Origin of the sequence: Corynebacterium intestinale, from assembly GCF_023574125.1 — a bacterium.
Classification (GTDB): Bacteria; Actinomycetota; Actinomycetes; order Mycobacteriales; family Mycobacteriaceae; genus Corynebacterium; species Corynebacterium hesseae.
Window position 1 is genome coordinate 1 of sequence record NZ_JAMKFF010000002.1, and the last position, 21,856, is coordinate 21,856.

26 protein-coding genes, 1 tRNA gene and 1 pseudogene are annotated in these 21,856 nt (G+C 59.0%); 7 read left to right on the forward strand and 21 right to left on the reverse strand.

Annotated features, from left to right (window positions below; translation table 11 throughout):
* From M5J06_RS02920 to M5J06_RS02990, 15 genes and pseudogenes are all read right to left on the reverse strand, one after another.
* Window positions 1-327 (reverse strand): annotated as a pseudogene (locus M5J06_RS02920) (IS21 family transposase); the annotation flags it as partial.
* A 109-nt stretch (window positions 328-436) separates the two neighbouring features.
* On the reverse strand, window positions 437-757 hold the full coding sequence (locus M5J06_RS02925; RefSeq protein ID WP_250223927.1) for a hypothetical protein: 321 nt from the start codon (window positions 755-757) through the stop codon (window positions 437-439).
* 10 nt (window positions 758-767) lie between these two features.
* Window positions 768-1,595 (reverse strand): hypothetical protein, encoded by an 828-nt coding sequence (locus M5J06_RS02930; RefSeq protein WP_070523267.1) that lies wholly within the window; start codon window positions 1,593-1,595, stop codon window positions 768-770.
* Between the two features lie 2 nt (window positions 1,596-1,597).
* A complete protein-coding gene (locus M5J06_RS02935) occupies window positions 1,598-2,257 on the reverse strand; it encodes an ABC transporter ATP-binding protein (protein WP_070523305.1) in 660 nt (219 codons plus the stop codon).
* Window positions 2,258-2,366: 109 nt separating this feature from the next.
* On the reverse strand, window positions 2,367-3,020 hold the full coding sequence (locus tag M5J06_RS02940) for a response regulator transcription factor (RefSeq protein ID WP_144268818.1): 654 nt from the start codon (window positions 3,018-3,020) through the stop codon (window positions 2,367-2,369).
* A 9-nt stretch (window positions 3,021-3,029) separates the two neighbouring features.
* Window positions 3,030-3,239, reverse strand: a complete 210-nt coding sequence (locus M5J06_RS02945; protein WP_070533549.1) for a hypothetical protein — start codon at window positions 3,237-3,239, stop codon at window positions 3,030-3,032.
* Between the two features lie 48 nt (window positions 3,240-3,287).
* Entirely contained in the window at window positions 3,288-4,364 is a 1,077-nt protein-coding gene (locus M5J06_RS02950) for a sensor histidine kinase (RefSeq protein WP_154762568.1), read from the reverse strand.
* A 15-nt stretch (window positions 4,365-4,379) separates the two neighbouring features.
* Window positions 4,380-4,655 carry a cell division protein CrgA gene (crgA, locus tag M5J06_RS02955; RefSeq protein ID WP_070523252.1) on the reverse strand — a complete coding sequence of 92 codons (276 nt, stop codon included), beginning with the start codon at window positions 4,653-4,655 and terminating at the stop codon, window positions 4,380-4,382.
* 68 nt (window positions 4,656-4,723) lie between these two features.
* Window positions 4,724-6,664 (reverse strand): Stk1 family PASTA domain-containing Ser/Thr kinase, encoded by a 1,941-nt coding sequence (gene pknB / locus M5J06_RS02960; protein ID WP_250223928.1) that lies wholly within the window; start codon window positions 6,662-6,664, stop codon window positions 4,724-4,726.
* 6 nt (window positions 6,665-6,670) lie between these two features.
* Window positions 6,671-8,083 carry a serine/threonine-protein kinase gene (locus tag M5J06_RS02965; protein WP_250223929.1) on the reverse strand — a complete coding sequence of 471 codons (1,413 nt, stop codon included), beginning with the start codon at window positions 8,081-8,083 and terminating at the stop codon, window positions 6,671-6,673.
* Window positions 8,083-9,513: a penicillin-binding transpeptidase domain-containing protein gene (locus M5J06_RS02970; protein WP_250223930.1), complete on the reverse strand. Its 1,431-nt coding sequence runs from the start codon at window positions 9,511-9,513 to the stop codon at window positions 8,083-8,085. The genes M5J06_RS02965 and M5J06_RS02970 overlap by 1 nt, the downstream gene beginning before the upstream one ends.
* Complete coding sequence (locus M5J06_RS02975) at window positions 9,510-10,862, reverse strand: FtsW/RodA/SpoVE family cell cycle protein (protein WP_250223931.1); 1,353 nt, start codon at window positions 10,860-10,862, stop codon at window positions 9,510-9,512. The genes M5J06_RS02970 and M5J06_RS02975 overlap by 4 nt, the downstream gene beginning before the upstream one ends.
* Window positions 10,863-12,197, reverse strand: a complete 1,335-nt coding sequence (locus M5J06_RS02980) for a PP2C family protein-serine/threonine phosphatase (RefSeq protein ID WP_193628726.1) — start codon at window positions 12,195-12,197, stop codon at window positions 10,863-10,865.
* Entirely contained in the window at window positions 12,194-12,646 is a 453-nt protein-coding gene (locus M5J06_RS02985; protein WP_070444458.1) for an FHA domain-containing protein FhaB/FipA, read from the reverse strand. Before M5J06_RS02985 ends, M5J06_RS02980 begins: the two co-directional genes overlap by 4 nt.
* A 45-nt stretch (window positions 12,647-12,691) precedes the next feature.
* Window positions 12,692-13,516, reverse strand: coding sequence for an FHA domain-containing protein (locus tag M5J06_RS02990; protein ID WP_070444456.1), 825 nt, complete (start codon window positions 13,514-13,516; stop codon window positions 12,692-12,694).
* A 190-nt stretch (window positions 13,517-13,706) separates the two neighbouring features.
* On the opposite strand from M5J06_RS02990, the gene M5J06_RS02995 reads away from it, so the two are divergent.
* Window positions 13,707-13,791, forward strand: a tRNA-Leu gene (locus tag M5J06_RS02995).
* A 539-nt stretch (window positions 13,792-14,330) separates the two neighbouring features.
* On the opposite strand, the gene M5J06_RS03000 is transcribed toward M5J06_RS02995, so the two are convergent.
* Complete coding sequence (locus M5J06_RS03000; RefSeq protein WP_070524765.1) at window positions 14,331-14,696, reverse strand: VOC family protein; 366 nt, start codon at window positions 14,694-14,696, stop codon at window positions 14,331-14,333.
* A 73-nt stretch (window positions 14,697-14,769) separates the two neighbouring features.
* Between M5J06_RS03000 and M5J06_RS03005 the strand changes: the two genes are divergently transcribed.
* A complete protein-coding gene (locus M5J06_RS03005; RefSeq protein WP_250223932.1) occupies window positions 14,770-15,780 on the forward strand; it encodes a helix-turn-helix transcriptional regulator in 1,011 nt (336 codons plus the stop codon).
* A gap of 151 nt (window positions 15,781-15,931) precedes the next feature.
* Here the strand turns inward: M5J06_RS03005 and M5J06_RS03010 are convergent, their stop codons facing one another.
* Window positions 15,932-16,153 (reverse strand): hypothetical protein, encoded by a 222-nt coding sequence (locus tag M5J06_RS03010; RefSeq protein ID WP_046648640.1) that lies wholly within the window; start codon window positions 16,151-16,153, stop codon window positions 15,932-15,934.
* 15 nt (window positions 16,154-16,168) lie between these two features.
* Entirely contained in the window at window positions 16,169-16,756 is a 588-nt protein-coding gene (locus M5J06_RS03015) for a hypothetical protein (RefSeq protein WP_154736187.1), read from the reverse strand.
* 214 nt (window positions 16,757-16,970) lie between these two features.
* Here M5J06_RS03015 and M5J06_RS12345 point away from each other — a divergent pair, with 214 nt between their 5' ends.
* Both M5J06_RS12345 and M5J06_RS03030 read left to right on the forward strand, forming a co-directional pair.
* Entirely contained in the window at window positions 16,971-17,687 is a 717-nt protein-coding gene (locus tag M5J06_RS12345) for an ASCH domain-containing protein (RefSeq protein WP_367615189.1), read from the forward strand.
* 47 nt (window positions 17,688-17,734) lie between these two features.
* On the forward strand, window positions 17,735-18,148 hold the full coding sequence (locus tag M5J06_RS03030) for a hypothetical protein (RefSeq protein ID WP_250223933.1): 414 nt from the start codon (window positions 17,735-17,737) through the stop codon (window positions 18,146-18,148).
* A 2-nt stretch (window positions 18,149-18,150) separates the two neighbouring features.
* On the opposite strand, the gene M5J06_RS03035 is transcribed toward M5J06_RS03030, so the two are convergent.
* Window positions 18,151-18,681, reverse strand: a complete 531-nt coding sequence (locus M5J06_RS03035) for a membrane lipoprotein lipid attachment site-containing protein (RefSeq protein ID WP_250223934.1) — start codon at window positions 18,679-18,681, stop codon at window positions 18,151-18,153.
* 104 nt (window positions 18,682-18,785) lie between these two features.
* Between M5J06_RS03035 and M5J06_RS03040 the strand changes: the two genes are divergently transcribed.
* A complete protein-coding gene (locus M5J06_RS03040) occupies window positions 18,786-19,613 on the forward strand; it encodes an esterase/lipase family protein (RefSeq protein WP_070520387.1) in 828 nt (275 codons plus the stop codon).
* Here M5J06_RS03040 and M5J06_RS03045 read toward each other — a convergent pair.
* The gene (locus tag M5J06_RS03045; protein ID WP_250223935.1) at window positions 19,610-20,242 is read right to left on the reverse strand and encodes a VC0807 family protein; all 633 of its coding nucleotides are present in this window, start codon (window positions 20,240-20,242) and stop codon (window positions 19,610-19,612) included. The genes M5J06_RS03040 and M5J06_RS03045 overlap by 4 nt on opposite strands.
* A gap of 69 nt (window positions 20,243-20,311) precedes the next feature.
* On the opposite strand from M5J06_RS03045, the gene M5J06_RS03050 reads away from it, so the two are divergent.
* Window positions 20,312-21,034 carry a hypothetical protein gene (locus M5J06_RS03050; protein WP_250223936.1) on the forward strand — a complete coding sequence of 241 codons (723 nt, stop codon included), beginning with the start codon at window positions 20,312-20,314 and terminating at the stop codon, window positions 21,032-21,034.
* Window positions 21,031-21,321, forward strand: coding sequence for a CHY zinc finger protein (locus M5J06_RS03055; protein WP_250223937.1), 291 nt, complete (start codon window positions 21,031-21,033; stop codon window positions 21,319-21,321). The genes M5J06_RS03050 and M5J06_RS03055 overlap by 4 nt, the downstream gene beginning before the upstream one ends.
* 4 nt (window positions 21,322-21,325) lie before the next feature.
* Here M5J06_RS03055 and M5J06_RS03060 read toward each other — a convergent pair whose 3' ends face one another.
* Window positions 21,326-21,829, reverse strand: a complete 504-nt coding sequence (locus M5J06_RS03060) for a hypothetical protein (RefSeq protein WP_425248909.1) — start codon at window positions 21,827-21,829, stop codon at window positions 21,326-21,328.
* Window positions 21,830-21,856: the final 27 nt, after the last annotated feature.

Genomic DNA, 21,856 nt, shown 5'->3' on the forward strand with positions numbered 1-21,856 from the left:
ACGCTGGCCCGGCTGGGTGGGGGTGGTGGTGTAGCGAGCCCACAATACTTGCAGTGTCTGCTTCACACGCCCTGTGCGTGCTTTGACGACCGCGTCAAAGTCAATCGGGACGAACTCGCCTTGCCCGCTGGTGCGTTTATCAACGAATATCTCGTCTAGCTCGTCATTCGTCAACGCCGCGACCTGCTGGGCAGTAGTCAGGCCAAGGCTTCGCAGCGCTTGGTTCGCTCGTGAAATCGCGCGGTGCGAGCACCCGAGCTGGTGTTCAATCTGGCGGTAAGAACGCTTCCTAATCAGCAGCGTCATCACCGCACGGTAATCCGTCATCAGCGGACTCCTTCCAGTACGCGCCGCACCCGGGTGGTGCGGCTACCGGAAGTATCACCCCGAGCGCCGCGAGCTGCTACCAGATACTCACTGAAGCGCTACCAGATAGTCACGACACTGCTACCAAATAGCCGGTCGCAACAGCGATACCGTTGTAGCCGAGGCTGTGGTCTGCGGTGACGAGACAGTAGAGGGACCACAAAAGCTCAGTAGCAGAAATCCCGAGTAGGACGCTTAAGGGAAATTTACGGCGCCAAAGCAGGAGGATGCCTTTGGCAATGATGGCAACAAGAATCAGCCAGAACTGCGCTGGAGACAATGCGGTATTGAAGGGGGTTGGTTCCATCGAGCTAGCCACTAGGAACCCAACGAGGTCAAGGGATAGAACGATGACAGCGAGAGCGATGTCTCTGGCTGAAAGGCGATTCATGAAGTCCATGTTAAAGATTTGCCCTGTAAAAGCGGGTGAGCCCAAGTCCCATGCTCACAACCGACCAGCCGGCAAGTACAGCAATACCTACCCATGGATTCATAGTCTGCGTTGCCCCCTGTCCACCAGCAATTGACACAGCAGAAGAAGGAAGCCAACTGTAAAGATACGGTTCCCACCCGGCCATGACGCCGATAGTTCCTAAGATCACTCCTGCCATCAACACTGCGACAATAACGCCGATGGCTGGACCGATCCTCCGTATGGCTAATACGACACCGATGATCGCGAGGGTCAGTAGTAGCACGGCCAAGCTGCCTCGCAGCCACACGACAGCGACATTAGAAGCAGAAGCAACCAGAGAAACATCATTCATCGGAGCCGCAACCAGTGCGATCAGTGAGTTAAGAACGCACGCTGCCACGCATACTAGGAGGACGGTACTAAGTACAGCCGCGATCAAAGAACGCACCCATTTCATACGCGAACCAGCGCCAACCACCTTCCACACCACTGCACCACTGGAAAATGGGTAGCTAGCTGCAGTGATTGTGAGTGCAACAATGGCGATGAGGAAGATTGAAATGCCTGTGGACTGGCCAGAACCTGTGATATCGAGGGCGGCCAATTGGAAACTGGACGTCGTGGGGTCGGAGCCGTCGATAAGCGCCTGCACCTGTTGGCCTGTTGGACTGTCACCGACTTGTGGCGGGTCAATTTTCAAAAGGAACGGAAGTGCCCACTGCAGGACAGCGCTGATGCCCGCCATCATAACTGCGAGTATCGCGACGATCAGCACGTTCGGGAGGTGACGAAGGGTATAAAGCTCGGATTTCATGTCTAGCCTTTCGTAGCGTGGGCGAAGTAGGCGGCTTCAAGGTCAGGGATTTCACTGAGAACGCCTGTGAATGTGGTGTGACCACGAGAAATGATGACTACGTCGTGGGCGACTGCGGCCGCTTCAGCCAGATGATGGGTTGCCATGATAATTGCCTTCCCACGGGAAGCTTCCGCACACAAGACTTCGCCCAGCCAACGAATGCCGTCAGGATCAAGACCAGAGGACGGCTCGTCCAAGATGATGATGTCGGGATCTTGTAACAGAGCTCCCGCTAGCGCTATACGCCGTTTCATGCCTAACGAGTAAGTTTTGAGCTGCCGGTCGCAGCGGTGCGACATATCGACAAGCTCTAAAACCTCTTGTACCCGATACTTATCGACGCCATATAGCCTCGCCATTGCGTGGAGATGCTGACGCCCGGTGAGACTGGTAACGAGGCCGCCATCGTCGAGGAGCAGCCCGATGGTGCCATTGATGTGCTTCGTTCCGGTGGCTTTCACCAAGCCGAGGGCAGCCCGGAGCGTGGTGGATTTGCCGGCGCCGTTTGGACCAAGCAAAGCGGTGATCCGTCCGGGCGATGCCGTGAGGTTCGCGCCGTGGACAACCTCATGTCCGGCGAAGGAGACGGTGATGTCTCGAGCAGTGAATACGGTGTTCATACCTCTGACGATATTGATCAGGGGCATGAGAAACATCGCCTAAGCAGGCAATCTTTAGCCTCCGCCATTTGGGGGAGAAGCCCGTTAACCGAGCAGAGTTGGGTCGGGCTTAAGAGCCAGCGCCGCCCAGAATCTTGGCCACCAGGTTCAGGCGCGTGCTGGCGCCGAAGATGGTGATGAGGCGTGAGACATGCTTCTTCACGGCGGATTCGGAATAGTGGGTGGCGGCAGCGATCTCAGAATTGGAGTTGCCTGCGAGAAGGAGTTTGAGGACGGCAATTTCGGCGTCGTGAAGCTCGTGGCTCTCAATGGCGGCGGCGACGGGATCGCGTGGGGTGGCGGGTTCCCCAATGTAGTCCACCAAACGGTGCATGGCGGCGGGTGCCACGACGGTGCCGCCCTCCACGGCGGCGCGGACCGCTTCGATGATGGAGCGCGGGCGCTGGTTCTTCAAGATATAGCCCGCGCCGCCCGCCCGCAGGATCTTCAGCATCGTGTCATCCGAGTCGAAGGCGGTGACGGCCAAAAACGTCGGTGGATTTGGCGCGGAGTTAAGGTGCTTGAGCAGCGTAATGCCGTCCATGTGCGGCATGTGAATATCGGCGAGGACGAGGTCCGGCTTGGCTTCGTCAAGCTGGGCTAAGCAATCGGCGCCGTTAGTTGCCTCACCGACCACCGTGATGTCCTCGGTGGTCTGGAAGTAGACGCGGAGCGTCGAGCGAACGAGCTCATCATCATCAACGAGGAAAACCCGAATGCTCATGGGAACAGTTTAGCCGCACCACCAGAGCTGGGGGCTGTTGGAGCAACGGAAGTGATCGGCGAATTCGCCCGCGAAAGACTTGTAGAAGGTGAATCCGGTGGACTCAGTGTTCTCAGTAGCGGTGTCAACGGTGGTGTCAGCAGGAGCCTCAGCGGCGCTGGCGATTGGTGCGGAAAACAGCGCGAGAGCTGCGGCGGCAACGGCGAGGGAAGTACGCATGTCAAACCTTTTTAAATTTAAGAAACGGCGGACTACCGGGAAAGCTTACTATATTTTTCTGAGGCTGGCGGTGGGAAGAGAAAGGCGTGTGACCCAGTGCTCGCCTTCTTTGCCGCTGCCGAAGCTGCCGTGCATTCGACGAACGCGGCGGGCGATTTCACCCAAGCCCAGATTCGTCGTCATGTATTGGCGTGATTGCTGAGCCGCAATCACGGAAGTGATCACCACGTCGATGGTCTTGGAGGTGCTTGTTGCCTCGATGCTTACACGGGATTCAGGGCGAGCGTACTTGAGGATGTTGATGGCGAGCTCAGAGAACACGAGCGATAGCTTTTCCGGCAGTGCAAGCTGGCCATTCTTGCCCACTGTTATCTGCGGCTCGCATTGAAAACCATGACTGCTCAGGAAGCTGACCATAGTGTCGAGGTCTTCCTCCAAGGACTTGACCCCCTTCGTCACGCTTTCGTTCTTCATCACGCGCAATAGATCGCGCACCTCGCCCATGGCGCGGCGGGCGTCGTTAGCAATTGCCTCTGCGGAGTCGGCCGCTGAGGGATCCGTTTGGGTCAGCGCTAGGGTCTCAGAACGCATGACCACGGAGGTTAAGGTCGCGGCGACCGAATCATGGAGGGCTGTCATAAGCGCCTCGCGTTCCTCAGCGGCGCGTTGCTCAGCGGCAAGACGCTGGTCCCAGGTTCTGCGCAGTACGGCCCCAATGACGATGGCCACCGCATACAAGACAAGCGGTATCGACAGGCTTAACGGGTCGAAAACAGGCAGATAATTAATCGAAGGATCCGTCGTGACGATGTAGGTGTACGCCACCGCTGGGGGAACGGCCCACAGCCAGCGCGTGCGAAACGCCACGATGCCCACGATGACGGGGCTCCACGCCAAGAGCAGGAAAGACCGCCAATCGGAAAACCACATCGCCAGTGCAAAAAGCGCACCGTACCCGCAGGCCGCCACGCGTGGGTAGCGGACGGCCAGCGGTGTTAGGGTGACGCCGAGGCCGGCGAGGACGAGTGCGCCGGGGGTGAGGAAGTTTTTATCCACCGTGACGGTGAGCATTACCAAAATGATGCAGCCGACGCCGGCGATGCTATAGAACTTCGAGGAGTTCATCGGCGGTGCTGAAAGTTAACGCCAGCCCATCGTCATCAGGAGACCGATGATGGCCAGGCCGAAGCCGATGCCGTAATTCCACGGCCCCAGTTCCTGCATGAACGGAATGGACTCGCCCGCCAGGTAGTTCACCACGAGCCAGAGCAGGCCGATGAGCATGAGGCCCAGCATGATGGCGATGTACCACTTCGGGGTGCCCTCAGAGTTGATCTTGACCGGGGTGCGGTTAGTAGCAGAGCTGGAGGACTGCGGGAGTGCGGAGCCCTCCGTCGTGATCTTGGACTTTGGCATTATTACACCTTCACGAAGAATAGGGGTGGTTAATCTGTGGGATACCTTAGCAGCTGCGGCCTTGAGAGCTACTGCGGCAGCAGTGCTGCCGGGTCAAACTCCCAGAAACGGACCTGGATGGTCTGATCCTTGCGGATGACATCGCCGCGGCTTGCCGAAGCCCACCCAATCTTGTCGCTGTCGATCGGGTTCGACGTCGGGATGCGCTCGCCCACCTCCAAGGAGCCGGACCAGCCCTTGGCACGCAGCGCCGATTCGGCTTCCTGCTGCGTGGAGTGCGTAATGTCCGGTGCCTGGATGAGCATCGCGTTGGAGACCTCCAGCGTGACCTGGCTGCCCTTGGGAAGCTTCTGGCCTTGTTCGACGACCTTGAGCACCTGGTTTTCCGGAAGCTCAGAATCCACCGAATTCACGGAGACGTCGAAGTCCATGGAGGACAGCATCTCAACCGCGCGGTCACGATCCATGCCGCTGACGTCCGGCACGCTGACTTCCTTCTGGCCCTTAGACACTGTGATATGAACCTTCGAGCCCTTGGACAGCTGCGTGCCGCCCGCCGGGTTCTGGGAAATGATCTGGCCGGTGGGGGCTTCGTCATTGACCTGCTCCACGTCGGTATTCAGCTCCAGGCCGGCTTCCTCCAGCGCGGTGGTGGCTTCATCCAGTTTCATGCCGGTGAGATCCGGGACCTCAGTGACTTCCTTGCCGGAAGACACAGTCAACGTGACTGAAGAATTCTTCTGCAGCTCCGAACCTTCCGCCGGGTTGACCCGGATAACCTTGCCACGCGGCACGTCGGGGCTGGGCTCTTCGTTGACGGTCACTAACAAGCCAAGCTTCTCCAGCTCCGCCACCACTTCATTGCGTGGGCGGTTGGCCACCTTCGGGATCGTGACCATGTCAGAACGCTTGGCCGCCTCGTGCTGAGCCTGTTCGCGCTCACGGGCCTCCTGGCGGGAGCTATCCCAGAAATCCCAGGCAAAGTAGCCAATGATGGCGACGAGTGCGGCGGCGAGCAACGCCGCCAGCCACTTGAGACCGGATCCAGATTCCTCATCGTCGGAGGGGCGGGTGGAGGCCACCGGCGCGCGGTGTTGCGCGGACACGGGTGCCACCATCGTGGTGGGGTGATCCTCGTCGTTGACGTGAGAGCGCGCCGCTTCTGGCAGCTGGCCCTGCGCCAAACGGTCAAGGTCATCGCCCATCTCCCAAGCGGATTGGTAGCGATCCGCCGGGTGCTTGGCCATCGCGGTGAGCACGACGGCGTCGACGCCGAGACGCTCTCGCTCCGTGAGGTCGTCATTAATCAGCTCCGAAGGTGGCGTCGGATCTTCCTGCACGTGCTGGTAGGCCACCGCGAAGGGGGTTTCACCTTCAAATGGTGTGCGCCCAGTGACCGTTTCATACATGACGCAGCCGAGGGCGTAGACGTCCGAGCGGGCATCGGCAGGCTTGCCACGGGCTTGTTCCGGGGAAAGATACTGTGCGGTGCCAATCACCGCAGAGGTCTGCGTCATCGCGGACGTGGAATCATCCAGCGCGCGGGCGATGCCGAAGTCCATGACCTTCACCTGGCCGGTGTTGGTGAGCATGATGTTGGCCGGCTTGATATCGCGGTGGATGATGCCTGCCTCGTGGGAAGACTGAAGGGCATCCGCTACCGGTTTCAGCACGCGCGCGGCTTCTTCCACCGGCATGGGGCCATCCTCACGGACAATGTCGCGCAGGGTGCGCCCCTGCACGTATTCCATGACGATGTAGGGCACCATCAGGCCGTCGATGTCTTTTTCACCCGTGTCGAAGACAGCGACGATGTTCGGGTGGTTGAGCTTGCCGGAGTTCTGGGCCTCGCGGCGGAAGCGCTCACGGAAATTAACATCGCGCGCCATGTCGGGGCGCAGCATCTTGATGGCAACGGTGCGCCCCAAGACGGTGTCCTCGGCCTCGTAGACCTCGGACATACCGCCGGTGCCGATGGACTGGCGGAGGTGGTACCGATCACTGACCATGGTGGGTTACTGGCCTCCCTGTAGTGCGGATTCTTCGGTGGGGTTGTTCTGTGAGTCTAGTTCGGGCTCGAGCGTTGGGCTGTCATTGACCTGTGGCTGCGTCTCCTCCACGGGGAGGGTGGGCAGTTCCTCATGGGTCGTGTGGTGTGTGGTCACGGAAGGGGAAGGGATGACAGAGTGCGTCGTTGTGACGGTGACTTGAGTAGGTTCCTCTTCCACGGTGGTGATCTCGACGGTCTCGGGGCTTTCCGGTTCCTCTTCCACCGTCGTCTCTGGCTCTACCGTTTCGGTCACGATGACCTCGGTGGGCGGAGGCGGCGGAGTTGGAGAGGTGTTACCCCACAGCCTATAGGCCATGAAGCCAATAGCCACGAGGGCGGCGATGGCCACGGCGATGAGCAGCCCAGTGCCGAAGCCCCCCTGCTTGGCAGGGCGCTCTTCAGACTGCGGTGTGGAAACGGCCGGACGCACCGTGGTGGGGTGCGCCATGTTGGCCAGCATCTCCGTGGAGGCGGAAGGCGAGGGTTCGGCTGCGATAGGCGCGAGTGCCGCGGACTTCGGCTGAGGCGGGCGCTGGCCTTGGCGCACGGCAGCAATCGCGTTGGTGAACTCGTTGCCGTCGGCGAAGCGGGTGCCCGGGTCCTTGCGCAGGGCCATGCCGATCAGTTCACGGGTGGGCGCGCTAATCGACGTCGACAAGGGCTCCGGCGCCTGACTGATGTGCGCCAGCGCCACCGATACTGAGGAATCGCCGCTGAAGGGGCGCTTACCAGCCAGCATTTCATAGCCCACGACGCCGAGTGAATAGACGTCGGAGGACGGGCCGACTTCATATCCCTGGGCCTGCTCGGGGGAGACGTACTGGGCGGTGCCGACGACCATTCCCGTGCGGGTCAGCGGCACTGCGGCGGCGGCCTTGGCGATACCAAAATCGGTGATCTTGACCTGCCCATTTTGGGTAATCATGAGGTTGCCGGGCTTGATATCGCGGTGCACGAGGCCCATGTGGTGGATCACGGAGAGGCCGTGGGAGGCCTGCTCCATGACGTCGAGGGCCAGCGTTTCCGGCAGTGCACCTTCGCGGGCTAAGAGATCCGCCAGGGATTCTCCGCGAATGTACTCCAAGGCCATGTAGCAGAAGATGCGGCCGTTGTCCTCGAGCTCCCGGTAGTCGTACGTAGCTACGACGTTTTCGGAATCGATGGATTCTGCGGCTTTGGCCTCGTTGCGGAAGCGCGAGAGGAACTCGTTGTTATCGGAGAACTCTGGGCGCAGGACCTTGAGGGCGACCTCGCGGTCATTGCGGACGTCGTCCGCCAGCCACACCGTGGACATGCCGCCGTGGCCGACGATCCACTGCAGCTGATAGTCCTCACCAATCAGCGCTTGGAGGTGTTCCTTGTTATCTGCACTACTCACTATTGCTGTCCTCCGTATGCGCGCAGGATGGCGCGGCCGATGGGCGCGGAAACCTGACCGCCGGTAGCGTTCTGACCCAGATTTCCGCCGTCCTTCACCACGACGCCGACCGCGATGTCCTTCTCCGGGTCGAAGGCCACGTACCACACGTGCGGGGCGAGGCCCTCGCCGTGCTCGGCGGTGCCGGTCTTGGAAGCAAAACCGTTCCCATCGAAACCAAACGTGCTGCGCTCCGAGGCGAACATGAGGTTCGTGATGGTGTTGGCCGTTTCTTCGTCGACGGCCTCGGCGGCCTGACGCGGTTTGGTGGTGCGCAGTTCCTTCATCTGGGCATCGGTGATGCGGTTGACCAAGTAGGGCTCCATGCGCTTGCCCTTGTTGGCAATGGTGCCGGCCATGATAGCCGCCTGGAGCGCGGACATGGTGACGTCGCGCTGACCGATGGCGGATTGGGCGACTTGGGCGCCGTCGCCAAGCTCGCCGAGCGTGCCGGCCGAACTGCCGACGCCCAATGAATACTGCTCACCCACGCCGAAGCCGTCGGCGTACTTGCGCAATTCATCGGCGCCGATGCTTTCCGACATCTGCACAAACGCCGTGTTGCAGGACAGCGCGAAGGCCGTCTGCAAGGTAACGCTTTCTGCGCCGCCGCAGGCCTGGTTGCCATAGTTGGTGAGCTCCGTGACGGAATCGGGCAGCGTGATGGAGGCGGCACCGGTCAACGTGGAGTTCGGGTTGAAACCGTTATTGAGGCCGGCGGCGGTGGTGATGATCTTAAAAATCGAGCCCGGGGGCAGGGTGTCTTGTGCGGCGTGGTTAACCAGCGGCGTGCCTTCCTGGTTCTGCAACTGCTCCCACCGTTCGCTGGCGTTGTCACCGAGCAGGTCGGAGACGTTGAAACTAGGGGTGGAGGCCATGGCCAGAATCTTGCCCGTCGAGGGCTGGATGGCAACGGCCGCGCCGTTATAGCCGGGCCCGGCTAGCTGGTCGTAGGCGGCTTGCTGCAGTGCGGGATCGATGGTGACCTCGACGTTCGCCCCCATCTGGGGTTTTCCAGAGAGCGTGTCGAGCCAATTGCGCGCCAGTAGCGAATCATCCTTGCCGTTGAGGATGTCATTCTGGGATGCCTCCAGCTGGGAGGCGCCGAAGCGCTCCGAGAGGTAGCCGGTGATGTTGGCGAAGGCGGGGGAATCGGCAGGGTAGGAGCGGGAGTAGTTTCCCTCGGCGTCGGCAGTGGACTGCGCTAAAACCGTGTCGCCAGCGAAAATCTGGCCGCGCGGGGTCGTGCGCATCTCCAAGAAACCGCGAACGTTCTTGGGGTTATGGGCGTATTTGTCGTCGGAGAACGCCTGGATCACGGTGAGGTTCACCAGGAGCACGGCGGTAAGGATGAGGGCAAAGAGGGAAACGAGGCGGATCGATCGGTTCATCGGCTTGCCTCCTGGACGGCTGGGAATAGGGACGTGTCAGTGGGCGCGTTCGAGGTCTGCTCGCGCGCCGGGCGGCGCGCCGCATTGGAGATACGCAGAAGGACGGCCAGCAGCATGTAATTGGCCATGAGCGAAGAACCACCCGCGGACATGAAAGGCGTGGTCAGGCCGGTCATGGGCAGCAGCGCGGAGATGCCGCCGGTGACGACGAAGACTTGCACGGCCAAGGTGAGCGCGAGGCCCGAGGCGACCAGTTTGCCATAAGTATCGCGGCAGGTCAGTGCGGTACGGAATCCGCGCGAGACCAGCATGGCAAAGAGAATGAGCACGGCGGCGAGGCCGATGAGGCCGAATTCCTCACCAATCCCGGCCAGGATGAAGTCCGAGTGCGCTACCGGAACCATGTCCGGGTGGCCCTGGCCCAAGCCGGATCCGGTAATGCCGCCGGAGGACATACCGAACAGCGCTTGGGAAAGCTGGTAACCGGTGGTGTCGTAATTGCCCAACGGATCCAAGAAGTTGGAGAAGCGCTGCTGGATCTTGTCCGACACCTGGTAGATGCTGAAGCCGCCGACACCCACGAGGATGACGCCAATGAGCAACCAGCTCACGCGGTTGGTAGCCATAAAGAGCATGCCGAGCACGGTGCTAAACAGCAGCAGGGCGGGACCGAAGTCATTGGAAATGCCCATGATGATAATCGCGATGCCCCAGATCGCCAGGATGGGAGCCAGATCTCGCAGGCGTGGCAGAGAAATGCCGAGGAACTTGTAGCCGGCCACCGTGAACAGCGAGCGCTTCTGGGTAAGCAGCATGGCGAAGAACAGGATCAGCAAGATCTTGGAGAACTCGCCCGGCTGGATGGAAAACGGCCCCAGCCACAGCCAGATGCGAGCGTCCACGCCCGGCGGTTGCGGCCACACGAGGGGCAAGGCGAGAAGGATCAGGCCGAGCGCGCCCAAGATATAGGAGTACCTGGTCAGTGAGCGGTGATCGCGTAGGAGAATGAGCACCAGCGCGAAGAGGATGAGGCCGACGATGGTCCACATCACCTGCCGCACCGCCAGCCCGCCGCCATTCGCTAGGTCGAGGCGCTTCAACAGAATGAGCCCGGTGCCGTTGAGCACCGCGACGATGGGAAGCATGAGCTGATCCGCGTAGGGCGCGAGGAAGCAGAGCACCAAGTGAGCGACGGCGAAGACGCCGATGAATCCACCGATGAGGTAGAGGACATCGAGGGTCAGCACGTTGCCCTGCGACAACTCGAGGCTGACCAGGGTGATGGCGAAGACCACGGTGGCGAGCACGAGCAGGCCGAACTCGGTGCCGCGGGAAAAGAACTTACTCATCTACTTCACCTCCCGGCAGTTTCCTTTGGATTCGCTTTTGGCATCTTTGTTTTTCTCGTCCTTCGACGCCTTCGGGCAGGGCTTGAGCGCCTTGTCCGAAAGCTGCGAAAGCTGCGTTTGCACCTCGTCATAGGAGCCGGAGGGCAGATTGCCCACGGCAGCACGTTCGGATTCGGGCAAATCCTTCAGCGCGAACGGTGCGAAATCACCGTCGCAGGCGCCGTGCCCCAGCTTGAGCGCATTGTCCTTGCTTAGGCACGCATTCTGATACGTGTGGTGCAACGGGCGGCCGAAGATCTCATAGTCCGCGCCTTCTTGGATGGTGAGGACGCCTTCTTCATCGGCGGTCACGTAGTAGTTGCTGCCCAGGTAACTTTTCATCCAGAGGCCGCCGCTGATGACCAGCACGATGATGATGGCAAGGCACGCAATGACCTTCCACCCAATCCGGCTTCGCTGTGGCCGCCGCTGTGGTTCGTCCTGGGGCTTCTCCTCAGCGGCTTGCGCTTTTGGGGGCGAGATAAGCTTCGCGGCGCGGCTCGCGGAAGAATCGGGGTGCGTTGGTTCCGGGACGACGCCTTGGACGGCACCGACGGTGATTGGGGCTACGTCATCGCCCTCACCGTCCACGACCTCCGCCACCACGATGGTGACGTTGTCCGGGCCGCCGGAGCGCAGCGCTAGATCCCGCAGGGTGGTGGCGGCCTCTTCGACCGTGCCCTGCTTCAGAGCTTGCTCGATGGTAGAGGCCGTCACCGGGTCCGACAGGCCGTCCGAACACAGCAGGAGGCGGTCGCCCGGTTCAGCATCGAGCGTAAAGAGCGTCGGCTCCACGGGCCGGCCGGTATAGGCCTTGAGGATCAGTGACTTCTGCGGGTGGGAGGAGACATCTGCCGGATCGAGCTTGCCCTCATCGACGAGGGACTGCACGTAGGTGTCGTCCTTGGTGATCTGGGTCAGCTTGCCCTCGCGCAGCCGGTAGCCGCGGGAATCACCCACGTGGCACACGCCGAATTCGGATCCGTTAAAGAGCAGGGCGGTCAGCGTGGTGCCCATGCCCTCGGTCTCCGGGTGCTCGTCCACGTGCTCGCGGATCGCCGCATTGGCGTCCTCCGCTGCGGCCCCAAGGAGCGCCAGCATGTCATTATCGCCTGGATCGCGCTCGAGGGAGGCCATGTGCTCCACCATGGTGGTGGAAGCAACCTCGCCGGCTGCGTGGCCTCCCATGCCGTCGGCCAACATCAGCAGGTGCGGGCCCGCGTGGGCGGAATCCTCGTTATTTTCGCGGACCAGTCCGCGGTCCGTCACTGCAGTAAAAGTCAGGCTTAAAGTCATGCCATCAACCTCACGGTCGTTCGGCCAAGTTTGATATCGGAGCCGACTCCGACTCGTTCTGGCTGGTCAATGCGAACGCCACCAACGAAGGTGCCGTTGCGGGATTCGAGGTCCTCCACGAACCACTCGCTGCCCCGGCGGAACAAACGGGCGTGGTGACCGGAGGAGAAATCATCACCAGTGACAAAGTCACAGTCCTGTGCGCGGCCCATCGTACAGTCCTCAAGAGTGCCTAGCTCCATGTGGGAACCGCGCAGCGGCCCGTCCACGATGGTGATCTCACGCGGCGCTTCGCGACGCCTCTGGGCCCCCTTCACCGGGGACGATGCCTGGTAGACGCCGGCGGCCTTATTGGCATCGCGACGCATGGCGTTGAGTGCGGCCAAGATGAACAGCCACAGCAACACCAGCAGGCCGATGCGCAGCGAGAGCAGCACGATCGAATCCATGGAAAGTCCTTACGCTAAAAAATCTGGGAAAGTTGCTAAGGCGGCTTAGTAGCCTTGGTTTTCAAGGCCGGTGATGCGCACCTCGATGTGGGAGTGGCCGAGGGTGATCACGTCGCCGTCGGCAAGCAGCCAGTTCTCAATCGGGGTGTCGTTCACGGTGGTGCCGTTCGTGGATTGCAAGTCCACCAGCACGGCGTCCTGGCCGTTCCAGGTGATCTCCGCGTGCTGGCGGGATACACCGGTATCGGGCAGGCGCAGGTCCGCGTCGTTGCTGCGGCCCAGGATGTTGGAGCCCTCTTGCACGTGGTAGACGCGGGAGGAGCCGTCCTGCAGCATAAGCGTCACCGCGGGCCCCTGCGGCGCCGGCTGGTTCGGGGTGGGCGCCATAAAGGCTGTGGTTGCGGCCTCGTCGGCGTTGTGCGGCTGGGTCATAGAGTCCTCCTGACCATGGTCGTGGTGGAAAATCGCATCAAATCCGGTTTCTTCGGTGGGCTCGTGATCCAAAAAGGAGGACACGCGCAACTGCCCAGTCCGCAGTCCCGACTCCTCCGCGATGCGTACGATGACCGGCCCGGCGAGGGACCAGCCACTGTTACGGATGAAGCGGGTGAGCTGATCAGCTAGATCCTTGGGAACACCCCGGTCTTGGGAGAGGTTCTCGATATCTTTGGAGGATACGCCGACGGTCATGACGTTGGGGCTATACAGCTTGCCATCATCACCGCGGGACAAATTGTCCTGCGCCTCCTGCTTGAGAAGCTCCTCAATCTCAGCGGGGACGACCTTGCCGCCGAAGACAAAGGCCATGCCGTTGTCCAGTCCGCGTTGCAGGGAAGAATCCAGCTTGGCGAGCTTATCTAGCAATGCCATTGGAAGGGCCGTCCTCCTTTCGGGATGTTTTCAGGGAGAGATATAGCAGCGATCAGTATAGGGTGCTTTCCTTGACTTAACGTAGACGCGCGCGGCAAAGTTCCCTGGAAAGTTCAGGTTTGCCAGCGGATTTGTAGATTCGCTGGGGCTGCGTGCTAAAGTTAGCTAGTCGCCAAGACATCAATACCCTGCCCGGGTGGCGGAATTGGCAGACGCGCTGGCTTCAGGTGCCAGTGTCCTTATAGGACGTGCGGGTTCAAGTCCCGCCCCGGGCACGCTGAGCAGTTGTACAAACTGCGCTACCGGAGGTAACAAACTCGAAAGGGTTCGTGACCTCCGGTTTCTTTCTTTTTTCTGAAATTTACCGGTCGAGGATTGTAAGTGTGGGGATTTACATCCTAAATCCCGCTCGCGCCGGTCGACACGTCTTTCGAATTTTGTTTTCGATGGTGTCAACAGAGCATTTTGCTCGTAGTCCTGAGTTGGCACCCGTGTTTTGAGTCTTCGGCTTGATGTGTAGGCAGTCAGTCCGAGGCTTGATGTTTGCTTTGGTTTGGTTGGCAACGTCGAGAGGCCAATGGTTTATTGCATGATCTCGATCTCGTAGTTCGTTTTGGGCTCTGCGGCGTTATGTTCGATGTATCTCAGCTGGGCCCATAGGCCAGCCAGTTTTAGGAGGTTGTTGTACGGGAAAGCTGGTGTGCCTAAACCATCCTTGACTTGAGATCCTACTTAGGGGCACTTGGAATCCTCCAACTGAGGTGGTTCCCGGGGCGTTGGAGGATTTCCTAGTCGTTGAATCCCGATTTAAGAGTTAATCGACTGGGCTGACGCGGATAAGGTTTCCATCAGGGTCGGCAACAACGAAGGTGCGGCCGAAGACATCATCGTAGGGTGGCTGCACAATTTGGACTCCTTTTGATTTCCATAGACGGTATGTCTCATCGATGCGGCTTGCCGGTCCATCCAGCATCAAACCTATTTCGCTCGTTCGCGGTGTTTGTTTCTCCATGTGGGTGTTATGGCCGGTCCACACAGCAAACAGGACATCCTTTGAAATTTCGAATGCTACATATCGAGGACTGATGAACGATGGCTGCATATCGAATAAGTCGCTGTAGAAGGCAGTCGAGATCTCTGTATCGGAGACATAGGTTAGGAAAAGATTGGGGGTTGGCATTGCCATTCTCCTTTCGGTGAGTGGTGTTGTTTACGTGGACGCAGTGCATTCGAGCAAACAAACCTGACAAGGAGTGTCATATTCCGGAAAATATTGTGGTTCCAGCGATAATTACGGCATGAGATCGGCGCGCCTGTTGTCTATGCTCTTGCTATTGCAAACCCGAGGCCGTGCTACGGCTGCCGAGCTGGCTTCGCATTTTGAGGTTTCCCAGCGCACAATACTGCGTGACGTTGATGCACTCTCGGCCGCAGGAATACCTGTTTATACGGAGCAAGGTATGCATGGTGGGATTGTGCTCGATAGGCGCGCTCGATTGAACGCTTCTCGATTGGATCCGACTGAGATTCAGCTGATGAGGATTCTTGGCGTCGGGGCAGATTCACTCGCACACTTGGGGTTTGGCCAAGACATCGCCCTGCTGCAGAAGAAAATGAACGCAGTCTCATTCTCTAAAGCGTCCGATACTCATAATTTGGAAGAAAAGGTCCTACTTGATTCCAGTGGCTGGTTTAGCAATGAAACCCAAAACGACTTAGAAGAGTTGCTAGAGGCTGTACGGAAAGAAGCTCGAATTGAGGTGTCCTATCGCCGAAGCGGGGACAAGAAGCAACAACGTGCTGTGGCTGATCCTTATGGGCTTGTACACAAGGGTAGAAGTTGGTACTTGGTCGTTGATATCGATGGGGAACCAAGGATGTTGGCAGTCTCGCGTTTAGAAACCTTTCGCGTTTTAGGTCAAGCTGCTCAGCTTCGTCCAGGGCAAAGTTTGGCAAGGGTGTGGGCGCAGCTCGTTGAGCAATTAGAAGAAGACATGCCAGTTCGAATCACCGCACTTCTTCGAGCGACTCGGCTTGATATGGCATCTCGTATTTTGGGATCACGGCTTATCCATTATGAACCCGTGGACGAAAACTTTGTCCGTATCGTGGTGGGATATGCGGATATTCAGGGGGTAAGGCAATTGCTTCAGTTTGGGGACCACATCTGGGTCACCGATCCCCCGGAAGCAGTAAAAATCACTGCTGATCTAGCTAATGAACTTGTGAAACGACATAGTGGGACCACAAATCCTGAATCGTAGAAACCGAAGATGGGTACTGGGATGCCGTCGTAACAGGCCTGCTGAAAACGGTAAGAGGTGCGCTAACAATCTAGGAGCTCTTGAAGCGACCGTAGTCATCTTCCGGAGCGGGGCGGCAGCCAGGTGTTAATCTGCCCTTTCGTGTAGGCGATTATTCCGTGTCGCTATCACTGCGCAACCAGGGCCTTGCAGCTCGACCGGCTACGGTACCAAATACTACGGCGGTTATTGCTGCAATGGCTGCGAACACTTGCGCTGGGGATTGGGAAACGGTCGTCTTGACAACCCACCATTCAGCAAAAAGTATGGCGATGGCGGCAAGCAAGACACCGAGGGTGAAGATGGCTAGCTTCTTTTTATTGGGAGTTGGCATTAGGTGTCCTTTGCGCTATTCGCAGTGTGCTTGCCTCTTCACATTGACGACTAGATTCCTGTTGTTTGAGCAGATCCCATTCTTCGACAGGTAGTAAGCGGCAGTACCGCCGACGAAGGCAATTGCTCCTGCAGAGAGGACGGATCCTACAACTGTTTCGGAAAGCGCTGCTGCCCATGCAGCTGCCATTGCGCCCACTGCCGCTGATCCGCCGGCTTTGAGGGCCTTTTGGTCGTCTTGGTTGAAGACGATAGCTGGGGTTCCGTGGTCGAATTTGCCGCCGATGCGATCTGCAACTTTTGGTTCTACCACAGTGAAATCGCCCACCCGATTGCCGGTTTGTGGGTCATTGATGCGATAACTAGTGGACCTTTCAGTGTCAGTTTCTGAATGGTTGGTTTCCTCGATGCGCCCTTGCTTTTTGAGCTTCTGGATGTCGGAGTTCCATTCTGGTGTGCCAATCTTATCTAGTTGTTGGTTGACGCCTTCCTGAGTCGAGGCAAGAGATTGCGGGGCGGCAGCATCGGCAATTGGGCCGCCGGTGAGTGGAATTGCTATTGCGAGAGTCGCGACCGTGATTCTATGGGCGAAATTGCTGTTCAAAACTATACCTTTCGGGGTTGCTTGCAATCGTCCGGTGCGGTTGACACGCGGTTATATAAAGATAAAGAAATAGGAAATGATTGTCAATAGTGCCTATGTGGGTTTCTGTATCGGGATCAAGGCATCACCCAAGGCTGCCCCATGAAACCGCAGCGAACGATCCACACGAAATGTCCCTTAAGCCGGGTGTGCTAGTAACAGCTACCTTTGAAGGGTGATTACTAATGAACTCCGAGAATTACTGACCGTAGCCACGACCCATGCGCAGCGCTTCCACGACGGGGAAGATCACACCGTAGCCGCAGCCCTCCTGACTGAATCCGGCAAACACGTGCTCGGTTTGAACGCATACCATTTTCTCGGTGGCCCCTGTGGTGAAATCTCTGCCTTAGCTAACCACGCTGCTAGTCATCCCGAGGATCCTATCCGAGCGGTAGTCGCCGTCCACGGTCCGACTGGCCAGGTGCTTTCGCCCTGTGGAAAGTGCCGCCAAGTGCTATTTGATACTGATCCGTCTATCCGGTGCATCGTGCGCGGAAGCAATGGACTTGAAGCACTCACTGTGGAAGAGCTCTTACCGTTCGCATATAACTGGCGTGACATGGACAAAGAGCAACGCATCTATATGTGGGAAGGCTACGAGGAATCAATTCGAAGCGGAGAAAAGCAACAAACAATTCGGGTGGATGATCCCTTCCACGAAGGAAGCGCCCAGATTGTCTTCGAGAAAGAATCCGGAGAGGTTGTCACCATTCCCGCAGAGGTCACATCTGTCGTCTCTACCCAGCGGAGGTCCTTGACGGAGGAACAAGCCCGAAGAGATGGCTTTGGTTCTCTTGCTGAGCTCCACGAAGCGCTCGATACTCACTATCCCGGATTAGCTGAGGATGACGAGGTCGACGTCGTAGAGTTCATACTCCGTAAGGCTTAAGTACTTCGGCAAAACGACGGGGAAAGGGTTTTACCTAGACTGTCGGTATGTTCGGCCCCGCTTCCGCCCAGCCACCGCGGCTTATAGATTTCCCTGTGCTGCGGTTACCGTTTGTGGAGTTCGTATTTGTTGGGCTGCTGGTGGCCGTCTTTTTCGTTGATACGCAAGGAACTGATGCTGAGAGCGGCTTCCTTGCGGTCTTTGTGGTTCTTCCCGCACTCGTGTTTCTGGGAATTGCCTACCTTATTTCTCTGCCCATGCAGCGGAAGGAAATTACAGATTTCCGCCTAGATGCCGTTTTCGTCGTTATTGGAGTGCTTGGTCTCTTCGGCTGGATCGGCCAGATGCTCATTGCTTTGCCCCTCCTGTGCTGCCTGCCCGTAGGGCTTTCAGCACTGATCCGCAGAGGCATCGCCTTTGCGTTGTGGAAGAGGGGTAAAGGCCCGCAACTGCCGGAATGAGGTTACGCGCTTTGCCAGCGCATCCTGCCATCAGAAGCGGGTGCGCATGTCATCGGGACACCTCTCTTTGATACGCCGCTTCCGCCATTGCAATACGCGCCGGGGTGAACGTAGTTCTCTTCAACGGCGGGTGCTTCATAAATAGCGGCGGCTTCTTGCACTGGGGGATTCGCAGCCATCATTTCGTCGGCGCACTGCTGTGTCCAGCCAGAGGTTCCATCGCTGAAGAATGTCGTTCCGGTTTCGTGTAGCGAGACATCACCGCAGGACTCGATGGTTTTCTCCATCGGAGTAGGTTGCGCAGCACCGGGCGCCTCGGTGAAGCCGATGACTTCTTCTTGGACTTCTTCTTGCGGTTGATCCACGCCGATATCTTCGGCGCTTTCCTCGGCAGTGGGAAGGGTGGGGTGTGGGGCGTCTTCAGTAACGCTGGTGCTTGACGACGTCTCACTCGCAGGGGTGGATTCAACGTCGAGAGAGGTACAGCCGCTGAGCACAAAGAGCGCAGAGGCAAGACAGAGAAGTCGCTTCATTTCAGGTCCTTTGTTTATCTACCTCTATGGTAGTGACGGGTACCCTAGTTGCGCACAGGAATCACACAGTAGCTGGCCAGACTCGGCGGATAAGCTAGTGCCTCATGAAAAACGGCTTTTTACAGCGCGCTTTCCTTGCAATCCTCCTCGGCACTGCCGCCCCCGTTCCGGCTCATGCCCAGACCATGGAGACCTCCGCCGCGCAGGATCTCGGCATCAATGATCCTGACTGTAAGCCCACGGGTTCCGTCACCGAACCCGTTGTTTTATTGCACGGTACTTCGGCAAACTCGGCCGAGTGGAACGATCTCATCCCGAAGCTCAAGGACCAAGGGATGTGCGTGTGGGCCTTCGACTATGGCGCCGAGGACATTGCGTACCAGAACGCCTACGACTACATGAAGGGGATTGCGGATCTAGATTCTTCCGGGCGCGAGATCGCCGGGCATATTGAACACATCCGTGAGGTCACCGGAGCAAACAAAGTAAACCTCGTCGGTTTCTCCCAGGGTGGCCTGCATACCAAGACCTTCACACAACTCTACGGCTCAGCGGATGAAGTGAACCGCGTGGTCACCATCGGTGCGAACTTCCACGGGACGACGTGGGGCGGGCGGGCAACGCCCCTCAAGACGGCCGCAAAGATCGCGCCCGATGTGGTTGATTTCCTCGGCACCAGTGCTGGCATCGAGCAGTTGGAGGGCTCGGATTTTATGGAGAATCTCAACCAGCTTCCGGATACCGCGCCTGGTGTCACCTACACGTCCATCTACTCGCCGGCGGACAATACGGTGACACCGAATCAGACCTCGGAGCTCAGCGCTGTTCCGGGCGCGGACGTGGTCAACGTGGAATCGGCCCCAGTCGAACATGGAAATCTACCCCACGACCCGCGCGTGCACGAGCAGATTCTGTGGGGGCTCACGCGCTAGGCCGGGGTCGGTGCAGATTTGCGGGTGCGTGAAGCAATAACGAAGGTGGCCGTTAAGCAAATAGCTAGAGCCGCGAAGGGCATTGCATTCGACAGCCAGTAGGCGGTAGTGAAGGGGAGGGAATAGGCGGCGACGACGCGGATGATGGCCTCGAGCAGGAACACCACGCCCCACACGATGGTGATGTAGCGCTGGGAGGCGCGGAAGGTTGGGTATTTCCACAGCCCATTCCAGTAGGCCACGCCTTCCTTTGTGCCATCGGTGCCAAAACGCTGGCCAAAGTAAAAGGCAAGGGGCTTGCCCAGGGCAAGGCTGCCGAGGAAGAGCAAGCCAATAATGCCGGTAACAACACTGCTCTTAACTAGCAGGAGGCGTTCATCGGTACCACCGACCAGCGTGGCCAAGGCCGCAGCAACGTTGAAGGCAAAGATCAGTGCAGAAATCCCAGAAAAGGATTTTTGGCGCACATGTTGGATGATGCCGCCGAGCAGCGGGCCGATGCTGGCGGCTACGTAGGCGTAGACGTGGTTGCCGGTTGCAGAATCAACCAGTTGAAACAGGAGGATGGCCAGGCCAACGTCGAAGACGCCGAGAATGAGGAAGTTGAGCAGGCGCGGATTGAGACTCATGCCACATAGTGTGCCGCAAAACGTACGAAACGGTTTGTTTGTGACACATAAAAACCTTAGGGTTGGGGCATGGCTGACGTTGGACCAGGAACCTTTGGATACCTCTGTGGGTTGGCCCGCCGCGAGGAGCTCCCCGGGCCAGTGCTGACACCGATCCTCACTGGGCTGGGCTTGTCGTCGGCCGGCGCGCGCACCTATCTGTCCCGCATGGTGCGTGCGGGCGATCTATCCTCGCGGCGAGCGGGGCGTTATTCCGTGTACTCCATGGTGGGCGACTACCTCGCGGAGTTTCGTCACCTAGGCTCGCCACGCGGTCTTCACTGGGAGGGGGCATTTCACACCGTTATCTTCGATATCGGCGAGGATCGCCGTACGGAAAGGGACGCCCTCTTGCGCGCCGCCCATGCCAGCGGTTTCCGGCAGCTGCGGCCCGGAGTCCTAGTGGGCGCCCACGCGCCGGGGGAGTGGGCGCAGAAAACCTTTATCGGCACCTGGTCCGTGGATGAGGGCACTGCCCGCGACGTTATTGCCACCGCGTGGGACCTTGAGGACAGTGCTGCCCGTATTCGCGCGCTGGGCGACGTCCCCCCTCTGCCCACCGATGACGTTGGCATCGTCGTCGAAACCACGCGCCGCCACGCCGCCGCCTTCGCGGCGCTGCGCCGCACTCCGCCCTTCCCCGCAGAGCTTCTCCCCGCCGATTTCCCCTCGGAATTACTGGTCAGCCGCCTGCGCATGGACATCGCGCCGGCCTATCAGGCGATGGCGCGGCTGTTAGAGTCGTGGTCATGATCCAGGGAGCCATCGACGCGGAGGGCCGGTGCCGTCACTGGCACACGCTTGTCGACGTCATTGCGAACAAGTGCCACACCTGCGGCGGATGGTTCGCGTGTTCGCTGTGTCATGCGGAGCTAACAGATCATGACTTCGGACCCATGCCGAAGGACGAGCTGTGCGTCATGTGTGGGGCCTGCGGCCGAACAATGACCTACGCCGAATACTCAGCATATAAATGCCCCGCGTGCGGGCATGCCTTCAATACAGGCTGTGCGCTGCACGCGGGGACGTATTTCCGCTAGTCTTCTACGGCAAAAGCTGGGCCAGCGGGGTGCCCTCGACGAGGGTCTTGAGGTACGCCAGAATGTCCGGGACGTTGAAGGTGAAGTTGCCGATGGTCACCGGGAAGGTCGGAAAAGCGTTGTTGGCCGGGGCCTTATTGCCACCGTTTCCATTGTTGTTTGCCGGGGCTGGCTGGTTGTTGTGAGCCGGTGCGCCCTGGTTGTTGCCATTATTGTTCGCGGGGGCAGCATTGCCACCGTTCAGGCCGCAGCGAGCGATGGCCTCGTCGGCGCGGGCGACGGCATCGCGGATCTCGGGACCGCGCGGGTGGAAGTTGGCAGCGGCGAGAGCCTGGGACTTCTTGCTGTTGTAGTCAGACGGATTGGTGTAGTACTTGGTGGCCTGCTCACAGGAAATCTGGCCGGCAGGGACCTTGGCCAGGTAGTCATCCACCATGTCGGCGGATGCGGTAGGGGCGGACAGGCCGATGGCAGCAGCAACGGAGCAGAGGACAAGCTTATTTCTCATGCGCCACATTGTGCCACAGCTTTTACA